This window comes from Comamonas terrigena NBRC 13299 (genome assembly GCF_006740045.1).
Lineage (GTDB): Bacteria > Pseudomonadota > Gammaproteobacteria > Burkholderiales > Burkholderiaceae_C > Comamonas > Comamonas terrigena.
In genome coordinates this window covers 4,274,492-4,289,008 of record NZ_AP019749.1, presented here as the reverse complement: position 1 = coordinate 4,289,008, position 14,517 = coordinate 4,274,492, and the positions used below count along the sequence as shown (strand labels likewise).

General features: G+C 67.1%; 12 protein-coding genes. 9 read left to right on the top strand and 3 right to left on the bottom strand.

Features of this window, described 5'->3' with window-relative positions:
- Positions 1 to 6: 6 nt before the first annotated feature.
- Positions 7 to 2,229, bottom strand: a complete 2,223-nt coding sequence (locus CT3_RS19360) for a FepA family TonB-dependent siderophore receptor (RefSeq protein ID WP_066541254.1) — start codon at positions 2,227 to 2,229, stop codon at positions 7 to 9.
- A gap of 177 nt (positions 2,230 to 2,406) precedes the next feature.
- On the opposite strand from CT3_RS19360, the gene CT3_RS19355 reads away from it, so the two are divergent.
- Positions 2,407 to 3,390 carry a siderophore ABC transporter substrate-binding protein gene (locus tag CT3_RS19355; RefSeq protein ID WP_225608865.1) on the top strand — a complete coding sequence of 328 codons (984 nt, stop codon included), beginning with the start codon at positions 2,407 to 2,409 and terminating at the stop codon, positions 3,388 to 3,390.
- 39 nt (positions 3,391 to 3,429) lie between these two features.
- Here CT3_RS19355 and CT3_RS19350 read toward each other — a convergent pair whose 3' ends face one another.
- The gene (locus CT3_RS19350; protein WP_066541250.1) at positions 3,430 to 3,891 is read right to left on the bottom strand and encodes a hypothetical protein; all 462 of its coding nucleotides are present in this window, start codon (positions 3,889 to 3,891) and stop codon (positions 3,430 to 3,432) included.
- Positions 3,892 to 4,049: 158 nt separating this feature from the next.
- Between CT3_RS19350 and CT3_RS19345 the strand changes: the two genes are divergently transcribed.
- The 8 genes from CT3_RS19345 to CT3_RS19310 all read left to right on the top strand — a co-directional run bounded on the left by CT3_RS19345 (position 4,050) and on the right by CT3_RS19310 (position 13,337).
- Entirely contained in the window at positions 4,050 to 4,520 is a 471-nt protein-coding gene (locus CT3_RS19345) for a hypothetical protein (protein WP_066541248.1), read from the top strand.
- A 124-nt stretch (positions 4,521 to 4,644) separates the two neighbouring features.
- Positions 4,645 to 6,795, top strand: a complete 2,151-nt coding sequence (locus tag CT3_RS19340) for a TonB-dependent copper receptor (RefSeq protein ID WP_066541246.1) — start codon at positions 4,645 to 4,647, stop codon at positions 6,793 to 6,795.
- A gap of 150 nt (positions 6,796 to 6,945) precedes the next feature.
- Complete coding sequence (locus tag CT3_RS19335; protein ID WP_066541244.1) at positions 6,946 to 7,491, top strand: hypothetical protein; 546 nt, start codon at positions 6,946 to 6,948, stop codon at positions 7,489 to 7,491.
- A 148-nt stretch (positions 7,492 to 7,639) separates the two neighbouring features.
- On the top strand, positions 7,640 to 8,575 hold the full coding sequence (locus tag CT3_RS19330) for a TauD/TfdA dioxygenase family protein (RefSeq protein WP_066541242.1): 936 nt from the start codon (positions 7,640 to 7,642) through the stop codon (positions 8,573 to 8,575).
- A gap of 182 nt (positions 8,576 to 8,757) precedes the next feature.
- Positions 8,758 to 9,798: an ABC transporter substrate-binding protein gene (locus CT3_RS19325; protein ID WP_066541571.1), complete on the top strand. Its 1,041-nt coding sequence runs from the start codon at positions 8,758 to 8,760 to the stop codon at positions 9,796 to 9,798.
- Between the two features lie 169 nt (positions 9,799 to 9,967).
- Positions 9,968 to 10,960 carry an ABC transporter ATP-binding protein gene (locus CT3_RS19320; RefSeq protein ID WP_083520644.1) on the top strand — a complete coding sequence of 331 codons (993 nt, stop codon included), beginning with the start codon at positions 9,968 to 9,970 and terminating at the stop codon, positions 10,958 to 10,960.
- Between the two features lie 7 nt (positions 10,961 to 10,967).
- A complete protein-coding gene (locus CT3_RS19315; protein ID WP_066541240.1) occupies positions 10,968 to 11,873 on the top strand; it encodes an ABC transporter permease in 906 nt (301 codons plus the stop codon).
- Positions 11,874 to 12,005: 132 nt separating this feature from the next.
- Positions 12,006 to 13,337, top strand: coding sequence for a serine hydrolase domain-containing protein (locus CT3_RS19310; RefSeq protein ID WP_066541238.1), 1,332 nt, complete (start codon positions 12,006 to 12,008; stop codon positions 13,335 to 13,337).
- 14 nt (positions 13,338 to 13,351) lie between these two features.
- On the opposite strand, the gene CT3_RS19305 is transcribed toward CT3_RS19310, so the two are convergent.
- Positions 13,352 to 14,479: an ABC transporter permease gene (locus CT3_RS19305; RefSeq protein WP_066541237.1), complete on the bottom strand. Its 1,128-nt coding sequence runs from the start codon at positions 14,477 to 14,479 to the stop codon at positions 13,352 to 13,354.
- Positions 14,480 to 14,517: the final 38 nt, after the last annotated feature.

The window sequence follows — 14,517 nt, the reverse complement described above, 5'->3', positions numbered from 1 at the left end:
CGCGGCTTAGAAGCGGCCGGTCAGCGACACGTAGTAGGCGCGTCCCAGTTCGTTGTAGGTGGAGGCGCCTGCGGCGGAGTTGTTGGACTCGCGGTACAGGCGCTTGTCCGCCAGGTTGGTGATGCCGAAGTTCAGCGCATAAGACTTGTTGATCTTGTACTGTGCGCCAATGCCGTACAGGGCGTAGGAGCTCACTTCCTGCAGCTGTGCACCGGTGGAGGCCGCACCGCCGGTCTGGATGGTGCGGGGTTCCTGGCGGCCGTAGAACGTGGCGTTCAGCTGGGTCGACCAGTTGGCGTTGATGGTCCAGTCCAGTGTGGAGTTCACGGTGTACTTGGGAATCACGGACAGCGGTTGGTTGCTGTCCTTGTTGTGGTTCTTCAGCATGTAGGTGAAGTTGTTCACCAGCTTCAGCGTGTTGCCGTTCTTGCCATCCAGCGGCACGGTCAGATTGCCTTCGAAGCCCTTGACGATGGCCTTGCTGGCATTCATCCACTGGTAGACCTGGGAGGTGCCGACCACGACCGGCGTGCCGTCGTTCATTTCGGCATAGATCTTGTCCTTGTAGTCGTTCTGGAAGTAGCTCAGGCTGGCGTCCAGACCGTTGTGGTTGGTGTACGCAACCCCCAGTTCCTTGTTGATGCTGGTTTCGGCCTGCAGATCGGGGTTACCCACGACGTAGCAACCACCGCCCAGGCTGGGCGAACTCACCGGGCAGCCATTGCCCATGGTGAAGTACAGGTAGTTGTTGTTGGTCTGGTACAGATTGGGCGCCTTGAAGGCACGGGCAATACCGCCCTTGACCTGCCAGCTGTCGTTCAGCTGGTAGGTGGCATTCAGGCTGGGGCTCCAGTTGTTGCCCGACTGGCTGTGGTGGTCAAAGCGCACACCCGGGGTCAGGATCAGGTTCTGGATGGGCTCGAAGTTGTCTTCCACGAACAGCGCGAAGTTCTGTGCATCGGACTTGCCGCTGCGGGTGCCTGCGCTGCCCACCAGGCCACCGACGTTGTTGGCGCCCGTGCCCGTCGTCAGGCTCATGGCTGCGGCATCGTCCAGCTTCTCGTTGCGGTACTCGAAGCCCGTGGTCAGCATGTGCGTGGTGCCGCCCAGCTTCAGCGGGGTGTTCACTTCCCCGGACAGGAAGTAGTTGCCCAGCTTGGAAGTGATTTTGTCCGTGGTGCTGCTGATGGAGCCTTCGGGGCCACCGGCCAGCGCCACGGGGTTTTGCCAGCGGCGGGTGTTTTCGTACTGGAAGATCAGGCGCGAGGTGCCCCAGTCCCATTTGCCGCGGTGGGTCACACCCAGGGTGTTGCGGTTGGTGCGGTTGGTTTCCTGGCCCAGCAGCGATTCGCGGATGGGTGCATTGGCGTCGATGCTGACGGCGGTTTCACCGGCGTATTCGTTGGTCTGGCGGCTGGCGCCCATCTCGAACTCCAGCACCTGCTGGGGCGTCAGGTCCCAACGCAGCAGGGCGTTGATGTCCTTGTTCTTCACACCTTCGCGGCCGGCGGGGGCCATGGCGGTGGTGGTGGCGGCAGTGCGGTTCAGGTCGGGGCTGTCGGCATCGCTGTGGGCCATGTTGCCGAACAGGCGGAAGGACAGGTTTTCTGCCAGCGGGCCGGACAGGTTGAAGCTGCTGCGCTTGGTATCGCCTTCCTTGGAGTCTTCCTGGAACTTGCCGTAGACGGTGACCGAGCCTTGCAGCTTGTCGGTGGGCTTCTTGGTGATGATGTTCACCACACCACCGGCGGCGCCCGAACCGTAGCGTGCGGCCGCAGGGCCACGGATGACTTCGATGCGCTCGATGGCTTCCACCGGGACCCAGTTGGAGTCGCCACGGGTGTCGCGCTCGCCGCTGCGGCCCATCTTGGCGCCATTGCGCGATTGCACGGGCTTGCCGTCGATCAGGATCAGCGTGTTTTCCGGGCCCATGCCGCGCAGGTCGATCTGGCGGTTGTTGCCGTACTGGCCGGAAGCGGAGTTGCCGGTCAGGTTGACGCCCGGCATGGTGCGCACCAGCTCGGAAATGTCATTGGCGGGAGCGCGTTCGGTCAGCTCTTCCTGGGTGATGACGGACACGCCCAGGGCCTGTTTGAGTTCTTCTTCGGCGGTGGCGCGGACCGTGGTTTCACCCAGCACGGTGTCGGTGGCGGCCTGGGCAGCGGTCAGATGGGCGGCCATCGCAATGGCGGAGAGGGCAAAAAGGCGGAAATTCAGTGAGCGGGACATGAAGCTGCAGTAAAGAATTCGTTAACAGGAATCGTTCTCATTACATTGTAGTTACATGCTGTACGATTGCGAATTGTTCTTGTTTGCATATTGTTGTTTTTTGCTCAAAAAAGCGTGTTAAATAGCGATGGATGCTGCAAGAAGTTGTGAATAGTCAACTTCATTGAAAGGAATGCCATGCTTGGAACCCCTCTGACTCCGTCGCGCCGCCACTGGTTGGCTGCTGCCCTGGCAGGGGCCTGCGGCTGGGGAATGGCTGCCGGAGCCTGGGCGGCCAGCCCCGCTGCGGCCCAGGCGCCCATTGCCATCGCGCATGCCAAGGGCGTGACCCGGGTGCCTGCTGCACCGCAGCGCGTGGTGGTGTTTGATCTGGGGGCGCTGGACACCATGCACACCCTGGGCCTGCCGGTGGCCGGGGTGCCCAAGGCGCAGTTTCCGGACTATCTGCAAGGCTATGCCGCTGCCCGCTATCCCGTGGCAGGCAGCCTGTTCGAGCCGGATTACGAGGCGCTGAGCCGGATCCGGCCGGATCTGATCATTGTGGGCGGCCGCTCCGCCGCCAAGTACGAGCTGCTGCGCAAGATCGCGCCCACGGTGGACTTCTCGGTCAACGGCCAGCAGATGCTGCAGGACATGGGGCGCAATGTGACGGCCCTCGCCAGCCTGTATGGCAAGCAGGCCCAGGGCCAGGCGCTGGTCGACCGGATGCAGCAGGCGGTGGCGGGGTTGCGCCAGCTCTCCAGCCAGGCGGCGCCCGGGCTGCTGCTGATGGCGGTGAACGACAAGATCATGCCCCAGGCGCCGGGTTCACGTTTCGGCTTTCTGTTCGATGTGCTGGGCGCACAGTCGGCCCTCACCGCACAGCAGTTGCCGGCGCGCGGCACGGCCTATACCTTTGACGATGTGGCCAGGCTCAACCCGCAGTGGCTGTATGTGATCGACCGCAACACCGCCACCGGGCAGGCGGCCGGCGGCGGCGCCATCATTCCGTCGCAGCAGGTGTTCGACAACGCCCAGGTCAAGGGCACGGCGGCCGGCCAGAAAGGGCAGGTGGTGTTTCTGGACCCCAAGGGCTGGTATCTGATGGGCAGCACCGGCCCCACGGCCTTGCTGGGCAATGTGGCCCAGCTCAAGCAGGTCTACCAGGCAGCCGTCCGGTAAGCGGAGGTCACCTGGGGCGGGAAGGGGCGGCCCGGAGTGTCAGCCGCCGCGGCCTTCTGCAGGGCCACCGCTGCCGTGCTGGCTCTGGCCGGCATCGGCTTCATCGCCATGCAGCAGGTGTTCGCCGATCTGGCGCCAGGCCTTGGCGGCGTCGTGCTGGCCAGCAAAGTGGTGGCAGCTGGCGGCCGTCATGGCGATGCGGCCGTTGCTGGGCTCCAGGTCGAAGGCCTTTTCGCACTGGGCGGCGGCATTGGCCCACATCACGGGCGCGTTGGGCGATTCGTCCTTTTGCAGGGCATGGGCCTCGGCCATCCAGGCCTGGGCCAGGCGGAAAGCCGCCTCAGCCTGCTCGGGGTCGGCCTGGTGGGCGCGGTAAAACTCCTTGCCGGCGGCCTGCCACAGGGCACGTGCCTGGGTGAAATCGGCGGTGGCAATGTGCTGGGCCTCGCGCACCAGCGCGTTGCCTGCTTCCATATGGGGGCGGTAACTGTCTTGAGACATGGGGGGCATTGTCGCCTGCCTTGGCATGCCGTGGGACTTGGTTCGTACTTGATGCAGCGCAGATATCTGGCATGTAGGCGACACCCCGCTGTGGCCGATAGGCAGCATGTGCACGCAAACGTTCACCACTGCAGGCAGGGAACCAGATAATCGCCCGCATGCTGGAGCAGATTCGACGCAACCGACGCCTGGGCACCACGGTGCTCCTGCTGTGCGTTGCACTCTGGCTGGTGGCGCTGTGGGCCGGGGTGCGCGTGCGCGCCATGCCAGGGCCGGTGGCGGCCATGGCGCCTGCCAGCCTTGCCGAAGCCCATGGCACTGGCCATACCGGCGGCTCCCACGGCTCCCATAGTGCCCAGCAAACCCACGACAGCCACGATAGGCACAGTGCGGCGGAGCCGGACGCAGGCAGTGCATCCGAACCTGCGCATGAGCACGGCGGTCACCATGGTCCGGATTGCGTGCTGTGCATCGCCCTCAGCCCGCCGGCCGCGGTGGCCGTGCTCGTCTACCGTCCGCCTGTGCCACGCCAGGGACTGGGATGGCACGCCCCGGCGCAGCCGCCGCTTTCGCGCCTGGCCGCTGCGCCGCTGCCGGCACGCGGTCCGCCCGCAGCCTTCCACGCCTGAGTGCGGCATGCCGTAGCGCATGCCGCGAACTTCCCCGTTTTGAAGCCCCGCCGACCGCGTGCGGAGGGTGCAGGCCGCATGGCCTGTGCCTGCCTGCGCCGGTGGGCGGCGGCGTGGATTTCGCATGCCAACTTATTCCGTTTTTCCCCGGGCCGCCGCTGCGCGTGCCCCGCAGTTCCGTTTCCGCTGGTCGCCCTGCGCCCTGGTCTGTGTGCTGGCCGGGTTGCCAGCCATCGGCATCTCCAGTGCCGCCGTGGCGGCCAACGCCAACGCCAGCGACACGGCGCAAGCGACACCAGACGCCCCCGGCCGCGCACTGGGCGAGGTGGTGGTCACTGCGGTGCACGACCATTCCCCCGTGCAGGTGGTGGCCGACCCCAAGCAGCCGCGCCAGCCGATTCCGGCCAGCGATGCGGCCGACTACCTCAAGACCATTCCCGGTTTTTCGGCCGTGCGCAGCGGCGGGTCGAACAGCGACCCGGTGTTCCGCGGCCAGTTCGGATCGCGCCTGCCGCTGCTGACCAACGGCACCAACCTGATCGGTGCCTGCCCGGCGCGCATGGATGCACCCAGCTCCTATATTTCGCCGGAGACCTATGACCAGCTGACGGTGGTCAAGGGCCCGCAGACGGTGGTGTGGGGACCGGGTGCCTCGGCCGGGGTGGTGCGCTTTGACCGGCTGCCGCCCGAATTCACCGAACCCGGCGCCCGCCTGTCTGCCAGCCTGCTGGGTGCAAGCGGTGGCCGGAACGACCAGACCGTGGACCTGGAGGCCGGCAACGCCCAGGTCTATCTGCGTGCCACCGCCAACCATTCCCATGGGCAGGATTACAAGGACGGCAACGGCCGCCGCGTGCCTTCCGGCTGGGACAAATGGAATACCGATGTGGCCGTGGGTTTCACCCCCGACGCCCACACCCTGCTGGAGCTGAGCGCCGGCGCGGGCGATGGTGAAGCACGCTACGGCGGCCGCAGCATGGACGGCACACAGTTCCGCCGCGACAGCTGGGGCCTGCGCTTTGAAAAGCAGCACCTCACGCCCTGGCTGGCCAAGCTGGAGGCCCAGGTCTACCGCAACCAGGCCGACCACGTGATGGACAACTACACGCTGCGCACGGCCCCCACCACCGGCATGATGGCGGGCGGCATGGCCAGCAATGTGCGCCGCACCACCACCGGAGGCCGGGTGGCGGCGACGCTGCTGCCGGCTGACGGTTGGCAGCTGGTCACCGGTTTTGACGCCCAGCGCAGCCCGCACGACAAGCGCAGCGGCACGCCCAGCCTGTCCTACGACACCCAGGCATGGACGCGGGATGCCAAGTTCGCCAACTGGGGCTGGTTTGCCGAGCTGGGCTGGCAGGCCAGCGAGCGCACGCGCTGGGTGGGCGGGCTGCGCCTGGACCAGTCCGAGGCCTGGCGCTATCCCACCAGCAGCAGCGGCATGGGTGGAATGGGGGGCATGGGCGGTATGGCCGCTGCCACGGCCGACAACGACCGCGACCGCAGCGCCATGCCCAGCGGGTTTGTGCGCTGGGAGCAGCAACTGGCGTCCGGCGCCACGGTCTATGCCGGCCTGGGCCATGTGCAGCGCTTTCCGGATTACTGGGAACTGATCTCGCCCAGCAACAGCGCCGCCACGGCAGGCAATGCCTTTGCCAGCCTGAAGCCGGAAAGAACCACCCAGCTGGATGTGGGCGGGCAGTGGAAGGGCGAGGGCTGGCAGGCCTGGGCATCGGGCTATGCCGCCGTGGTGCAGGACTACATCCTGTTCGACTATGTGGGCATGGCCTCCAATGTGCGCAACGTCGACGCACGCCGTGCCGGTCTGGAGCTGGGGGGCAGCCGCCAGCTGAGCACCGCCTGGGCGGCGCAGGCCACGCTGGCCGGCACCTGGGCGCAGAACCGCAGCGATGGCCGGCCACTGCCGCAGACGCCGCCGGTGGAGCTGCGCCTGGGGCTGGACTATGCCCAGGGTCCCTGGACCGCCGGGGCGCTGTGGCGCCTGGTGGCGGCCCAGCACCGCGTGGCACAGGGGCAGGGTAATGTGGTGGGGCAGGATCTGGGGGCCAGTGCCGGCTTCGGCGTGCTGTCGCTCAACACCAGCTACCGCGTGAACCCCCAGCTCAAGCTGCTGCTGGGCGTGGACAACCTGTTCGACAAGGCCTATGCCGAGCACCTGAACCTGGCGGGCAATGCCGGCTTCGGTCTGCCCGGCAACACGCGCATCAACGAGACCGGTCGCACCTGGTGGTTGCGCGCCGACATGAAGTTCTGACGCAGCCTGCAGGGACGGCACCAGGCGGTCCCCGCGTGCGCGCGGTGGCCCGCGGTGACCCACGGTGGCCGTGCTGCACGGGGTTACGATCGGCCGTCCTTCTCTCTGACAGCTCCCGCCCATGGGGCGGGGCTGTGTGCAAACTTCACCATGACATTCAGCGAACTTCTGGAGGCCGTGCGCGGCGCCTATACCGACACCCTGTCCCAGGCCGTGCAGCAGCAGGCCTGCCATGTGGAGCCGGCCTTGCGCACGGCGGACGGTGCGCTGGCCACCGAAGGGGAACTGGGCCTGCCTTGCCGCTTGGATGCCATCGTGCAGCAGGACGGCAACAGCCTGACCGTGGATGCGCGCAGCCGTCTGCAGTTCGATCCGGTGCAGCTGCAACTGGCTGGCACAGCCGTGACCATGGTGCCGTTCACCTGGGACTGGCTGCAGTTGGAGGTGCAGGGCCTGGGCCGGGACCGGGTGGCGCATACGCTCCAGGACTGGTTCTGGCAGGGGTTCGACGCCGAAGACCAGAACGCCCTGGCGGCCGATGGCCTGTATGGCGTGCTGCACTTTCTGTCGGACCTGCAGCCGGCCGGCGAAGGCTGGCGCAGTGCGGTCGACCTGGGCTCTGCCCCGGCCGAGGCGCTGGAAGAGCTGCTGTGGCGGCTGTCCGATGCCGGGGCGACCCAGGTCGCGCTGGGCTGAGGCCGCCCGGGTCTGCGGGCGGCGGGCGCTGTGGCATATAAAGATGATTTGTTCATAAGTAAGTCGAAATTTATTCGTTTTCAGAATGAAGGCGGCTTTCTAGACTGGCTTCCAACGTCATCCGACCGCCAGAAAAAGGAAGCCCGCCATGTCTGCCGTCCTCGCCACCTACGATTTCTCCCGTCCCTCCCGCCTGCAGGAGGCGGCTGTGCCGCCGCAGGATTTTGTGATCCGGCCGGCCCCGGGTGCCGCAGGCAATCTGGGGGCGGAAGTGGTCGGGCTGGACCTGTCCCGTCCGCTGTCGGATGCCGACTTCGAACGCCTGCAGCAGGCGCACTGGCAGCACCATGTGCTGGTGTTCCGCGACCAGCGCATCACCCCGGCCCAGCAGGTGGATTTCAGCCGCCGCTGGGGCCCGCTGCAGATCCATGTGCTGCGCCAGTTCCAGCTGGCGGGCCACCCCGAAATCCTGCAGGTCTCCAACATCCGTGATGCCCAGGGCCAGCCGGAGGGGCTGGGCGATGCCGGGCAGCTGTGGCATTCCGATCTGTCGTACAAGGAAAAGCCTTCTCTGGGTAGCCTGCTGCACGCGCAGGAACTGCCCAGCGAAGGGGGGGACACCCTGTTTGCGGACCAGCATGCCGCCTATGACGCGCTGCCGCAGGCCGTCAAGCAGCGCCTGGAGGGGCTGCAGGCCGAACACAGCTACCTGCTGCACTACGAAACGCTGCGCGCCAAGAGCCCCTGGCGCCCGGCGCTGACGCAGGCGCAGGTCGATGAGGTCAAGCCGGCCGTCCACCCCGTGGTCCACACCCATCCCGGCAATGGCCGCAAGGCACTGTTCGTCAGCGAGCATTTCACCAGCCGCGTGCTGGGCCTGACGGATGACGAAAGCCGCGATCTGCTGGACCAGCTGTTTGCCCACAGCGTGCAGCCGCAGTTTGTCTACCGCCACCAGTGGCAGCCGCACGACCTGGTGTTCTGGGACAACCGTTCGGTGCTGCACCTGGCCAGCGGCACACCGGAACACCTGCGCCGCAAGCTCTACCGCACCACGGTGGAAGGCGATACGCCCGTGGCCTGATGCCGCGCACTGCCTGTGCTGCCCCGCAACGCTGCAGATGCCGCACCGCCGGGGAGCACTCTTGATTCCACCGCCCATGCTGCGCCATTGCGTGGCGTGAACGGGTTGCTTTGACGCTGCAGGAGCAGGTGTTGCTGCTGCTAACACTGCTCCGCAGCCTCCGTCTGGACTTCACTTTCACCATGAAAAAATTCTTTCACCTCCCCGCGCTGCGCCGTTCCGTGACCGGCACCCTGGCCGCCACTGCGGTGCTGGCCGCCGCCATGGCCGCACCTGCCGCCCATGCCAAGGAAGGCCAGCTGCGCATTGCCCAGCAGTTCGGCATCGTCTACCTGCTGCTGAACGTGGCGCAGGAGCAGAAGCTGATCGAAAAGCACGGCAAGAGCCGGGGCGTGGACATCAAGGTGGACTTTCTGCAGCTTTCCGGCGGCGCAGCCATCAACGATGCCCTGCTGTCCGGCAATGTGGACATCGCCGGCGCCGGCGTGGGCCCGCTGTTCACGCTGTGGGACCGCACCAAGGGCAAGCAGAACGTCAAGGGCGTGGCCTCGCTGGGCAACTTCCCCTACCTGCTGGTGAGCAACAACCCGGCCGTCAAGACCATTGCCGATTTCAGCGACAAGGACCGCATTGCGCTGCCGGCGGTGGGCGTGTCGGTGCAGTCGCGCATTCTGCAACTGGCATCGGCCAAGCAATGGGGCGACGCACAGTACAACAGGCTGGACCGGTTGCAGGTAGCCATTCCCCACCCCGAGGCAGCCGCGGCCATCATCAAGGGCGGCACGGAAATCACCGCCCACTTCGGCAACCCGCCGTTCCAGGAGCAGGAGCTGGCCGCCAACCCACAGGCGCGCGTGGTGCTGAACTCGTACGACGTGCAGGGCGGACCGGCCTCATCCACCGTGCTCTACGCCACCGAGAAGTTCCGCAACGACAGCCCCAAGACCTACCGTGCCTTCCTGGATGCACTGCACGAGGCGGCGCAGTTCGTGCAGAAGAACCCGGAGCAGGCGGCCGACATCTACCTGAAGGTCACTGGCGGCAAGCAGGACCGCAAGCTGGTGCTGGACGTCATCCGCAGCCCGCAGGTGCAGTTCACCGTGCAGCCGCAGCGCACGCTGGCGCTGGGCCAGTTCCTGCAGCGTGTGGGGGCCATCAAGGCCACGCCGGCACAGCTGTCGGATTACTTCTTTGACGATCCCCGCGTGGCGGGCGGCAACTGACGCGGCGCCGGTTTTCCGCTTGGGAGAAATGACGATGACACGCTTTGCAGCGGTGCGCCAGCGCTTCTGGCAGCAACTGGCAGCCGAATGGGAAGGCCCCGCCGGGCTGATGGCCGGGGGCCATTGGCACACCGATCTGGCCGAAGCCGCAGCGGTACCCGCCGCCGTCATGCCGTGGCCGACCCACGCGGCGCCGGTGCACAGAACGGCGGTGGGGCAGGAGACGGCTGCACCTGCCGCCGCTGCCGCAGGCGAAGCGTCGGCGCACGCAGAGCACGGCACCCAGCCGCTGCTGCAGGTGCAGGATGTGAGCCTGGTCTACGCCACGGCGCGGCAGCAGGTGCGGGCCACGCACCGGGTCAGCCTGGACGTGTTCGAAGGCGACCGCTTTGTGCTGCTGGGCGCTTCGGGCTGCGGCAAGAGCAGCCTGCTCAAGGCGCTGGGCGGCTTCATCACCCCGGCCGAAGGGCAGATCCTGCTGGACGGCCAGCCGGTGCACGGACCTGGCCCGGACCGGGTGGTGGTGTTCCAGGAGTTTGACCAGCTGCCGCCCTGGAAGACGGTGCGCGAGAACGTGATGTTCCCGCTGCTGGCCTCCGGTCAGCTGCCACGCGCAGCGGCACGCGAGCGCGCCGATGCCGTGATCGCCAAGGTGGGCCTGACGCAGTTTGCCGACGCGCACCCGCACCAGCTGTCCGGAGGCATGAAGCAGCGCGTGGCCATTGCCCGTGCGCTGGCCATGCAGCCGCGCGTGCTGCTGATGGACGAGCCGTTTGCCGCGCTGGATGCGCTGACCCGCCGCCGCATGCAGGAGGAGCTGCTGGCGCTGTGGGAGGAGTTCCGATTCACGCTGGTGTTTGTCACCCACTCGATCGAAGAGGCGCTGGTGGTGGGCAACCGGATTGCCATCCTCTCGCCCCATCCGGGTCGGGTGCGGGCCGAGGTCAACAGCCATGCCTTCGATCTGGCCAGCCAGGGCAGCGAAGCCTTCCAGGCCACGGCCCAGCGCATCCACCGCCTGCTGTTCGAGGCGCCGCCCGTGGCCGCTTCGCCCGCTGCCCCCGGTGCGCAGCCGCCGTCGGCGGCCCCGCCCGTGCGGGAGGCGCGCGATCTGGCGGACGGCCTGCAACCCACCTGGGCCACCATGCCCGTCAGCCTGTGAGCACGCCATGAGCACGATCACCGCCATCCCGGACCTCAACCCCCAGGCGGCCACCCAGCCGCCGGTGCGCCCGGAATACGAACGCGCGCTGGAGCCTCTGGGCACGGTCGCACCCACCCAGCCCCTGTCCTGGTTTGCCCGGCTGTGGGGACTGGCCGCCGTGCGCCGGGGGCTGATCCTGGCCGTGCTGGCAGCGCTGTGGCAGGCGCTGGCGCTGTGGCAGGACAACGATCTGCTGCTGCCCACGTTCACCGCCACGGTGCGCGCTCTGGTGGAAGGCTGGGCCAGCGGCGAACTGCTGGGCAAGGCCGTGGCTTCGCTGGTGGTGCTGGTGCAGGGCTATGCCCTGGGCATTGTCGGTGCGCTGGTGCTGACCACGCTGGCGGTGTCCACCCAGCTGGGGCGCGATCTGCTGACCACGCTGACCAGCATGTTCAACCCGCTGCCTGCGATTGCGTTGCTGCCGCTGGCGCTGCTGTGGTTCGGTCTGGGCCAGGGCAGCCTGCTGTTCGTGCTGGTGCATTCGGTGCTGTGGCCGCTGGCGCTGAACACCTATGCCGGCTTCCAGGCCGTGCCCGAGACGCTGCGCATGGCGGGGCGCAACTACGGTCTGTCCGGTGTGCGCTATGTGCTGCAGATCCTGATTCCGGCCGCGCTGCCGTCGATTCTGTCGGGCCTGAAGATCGCCTGGGCCTTTGCCTGGCGCACGCTGATTGCTGCCGAGCTGGTGTTCGGTGCCTCCTCCGGCAAAGGCGGGCTGGGCTGGTACATCTTCCAGAACCGCAACGAGCTCTACACCGACAAGGTGTTTGCCGGCCTGCTCACCGTGATCGCCATCGGCCTGCTGGTGGAGACCCTGGGCTTTCACACGCTGGAGCGCCTGACGGTGCGCAAATGGGGCGTGCAGCGCTGAGCACTGCCTGGGCGCCGGTCTCGCGGTTCGCCTGGGTGCGGAGCCGAAGGGTGTTGCCGGGGCGGTAGACGGCAGGTTCTGGCAGCATGCAGGGAGGTGCTGTGGGGCACCGTATTCTGAAAGCCTGCTGCCATGACATTGCCACACCGTGTTTCCTCCGTCGCCTGTGCATGGCTGCTTCTGGCATCGGCCGGGGTGCAGGCCCAGGTCCAGACCGCCTACCCCGATGCCGCGGCCAGTGACCCGGTCCGCATGGGGTGGATGGTGGGGTCGCCGCCGCCTGCCGACCGCGTGCTGCGTTTTGACGATGGTTCGTACTTCCGCTTTCCGGCACTGCGCTGGAGCGTGGCCCATTTTCGCCAGCTGATGCCCACGGTGAGTGTGTCGCGCGGGCTGGGAGCCCCTGTGGCGCTGCCGCGTGCGTTGCGCCGTGATATTGATGCGCTGCAGTTCCTGCCCCTGAGGTCCGACCAGCCCATGAGCTGGGAGCAGTCGCTGGCCGCCAATTACACCGACGGGATCGTGGTGCTGCACCGCGGCCGCGTGGTGTACGAGCGCTACTTCGGCGCGCTGCAGCCCCAGGGCCAGCATGCGGCCATGTCGGTGACCAAGTCGTTCGTGGGCACGCTGGCCGCCATGCTGGTGGCCGAAGGCCGGCTGGACCCGGCACGCCGCGTGGCCGACTATGTGCCGGAGCTGGCGGCTTCCGCCTTCGGCAGCGCCACCGTGCGCCAGGTGATGGACATGACCACCGGCATCCGCTTCAGCGAAGACTATGCCGATCCCAAGGCCGAAGTCTGGGCCCATGCGGCCGCAGGCAACCCGCTGCCCAAGCCGGCGGACTACAACGGCCCGCGCAGCTATTACGAGTTTCTGCAGACGGTGCAGCCGCTGGGCACGCATGGCGCGGCCTTTGGCTACCGCACGGCCAATACCGATGCCCTGGGCTGGGTGCTGGCGCGGGTGTCCGGGCAGTCGGTGGCCGAGCTGCTGTCCGACCGCATATGGAGCCGGCTGGGCACCGAGCAGGATGCCTATATGACGGTGGATGCCACCGGTACGCCTTTTGCCGGCGGCGGCCTGAACCTGGGCCTGCGCGACATGGCACGGTTCGGAGAGATGCTGCGCAATGGCGGGGTGTTCCAGGGCCGGCGCATTCTGCCGGCCGCTGCGGTGGCCGACATCCGCCGCGGCGGCAATCCGGCCGATTTTGCGCAGGCCGGCTACCGCCAGCTGCCCGGCTGGTCGTACCGGAACATGTGGTGGGTGACGCACAACGCCCACGGTGCCTTTGCCGCGCGCGGCGTGCACGGCCAGACCCTCTACATCGATCCCCAGGCCGAGATGGTGATTGCGCGGTTTGCATCACACCCGGTGGCCGGCAATGCGGCCAACGACGCCACCTCGCTGCCGGCCTACCATGCGCTGGCGCTGCACCTGATGCGCTCCGGCAAGGCGCCCTAAGGCGGCCTAGCGGGTCAGGCCATCTGGCTGATGGTCTTTCGAAAACGCGCGAGGGACAGGGCGAACAGGGCAGCGCCGATCACGGCCAGTGCGGCAAACGGCTTCCACACCACGTCCAGGCCCGCGCCGCGGTAGAGGATGGCCTGGCCCAGCTCCACAAAGTGCGTGGTGGGCGCCAGCAGCATGATGTCCTGCACCAGCTGGGGCATGGATTCACGTGGGGTCATGCCGCCGGACAGCAGCTGCAGCGGCAGCAGGGTCAGCACCATCAGCAGGCCGAACTGGGGCATGGAACGCGCCACCGTGGCCATGAAGATGCCCATGGCCGTGGTGGCAAACAGGCACAGCGCCGCGCCGGCCATGAACAGCGGAATGCTGCCTTCGATCGGCACCTGCAAAAAGCCGCGCACCACCAGATTGAGCGACACCCCGGCCGCCACCAGCACCACCGCCCCCATGGACCAGACCTTGGCCAGCATGATCTCGGTGGGGGTGACGGGCATCACCAGCAGGTGTTCGATGGTGCCGTGCTCGCGCTCGCGGATCAGGGCCGCGCCGGTCAGGATGATGGACAGCATGGTCACGTTGTTGATGATCTGCATCAGCCCGCCGAACCAGACCTTGTTCAGCGATGGGTTGAAGCGCGCACGCAGCTCCAGGTCCACCGGCAGCGCGCTGGCCGAGCGGTGGCGCTGGGTGAATTCAGTGATTTCGGCTGTGACGATCTGCTGGATGTAGCCGCTGCCCGAAAACGCCTGGCTCATGCGGGTGGCGTCCACATTCAGCTGCAGCTCGGCCTTCTTGCCGGCCAGCACGTCGCGCTGGAACCCGGGGGGAATGGTCAGGGCAAAGGTGAAGCGGCCGGCATCCATGCCGGGGTCGACCTGCTGCCATTCCAGCATCTGCGGCGGCATGAACTGCGGCGGATAGAAGGCCGAACTGATGCGGGCCGACAGCGGCGACTGGTCCTGGTCCACGATGGCGATGGGCGCGTGGTGCAAGGTCTCGGGCATGGCCGAGGCGGAGGTGTAGACCGAGGCGGTGAAGGTGTAGACGATGAGCACCAGCATCACCGGGTCGCGCCACAGGCTCCACAGTTCCTTGACGCCCAGGCGCCAGATGTTCTTCAGGCTATGCAGCATGGCATGGCTCCCCCTGCATGGTTGGGTGGTTCGTGCGG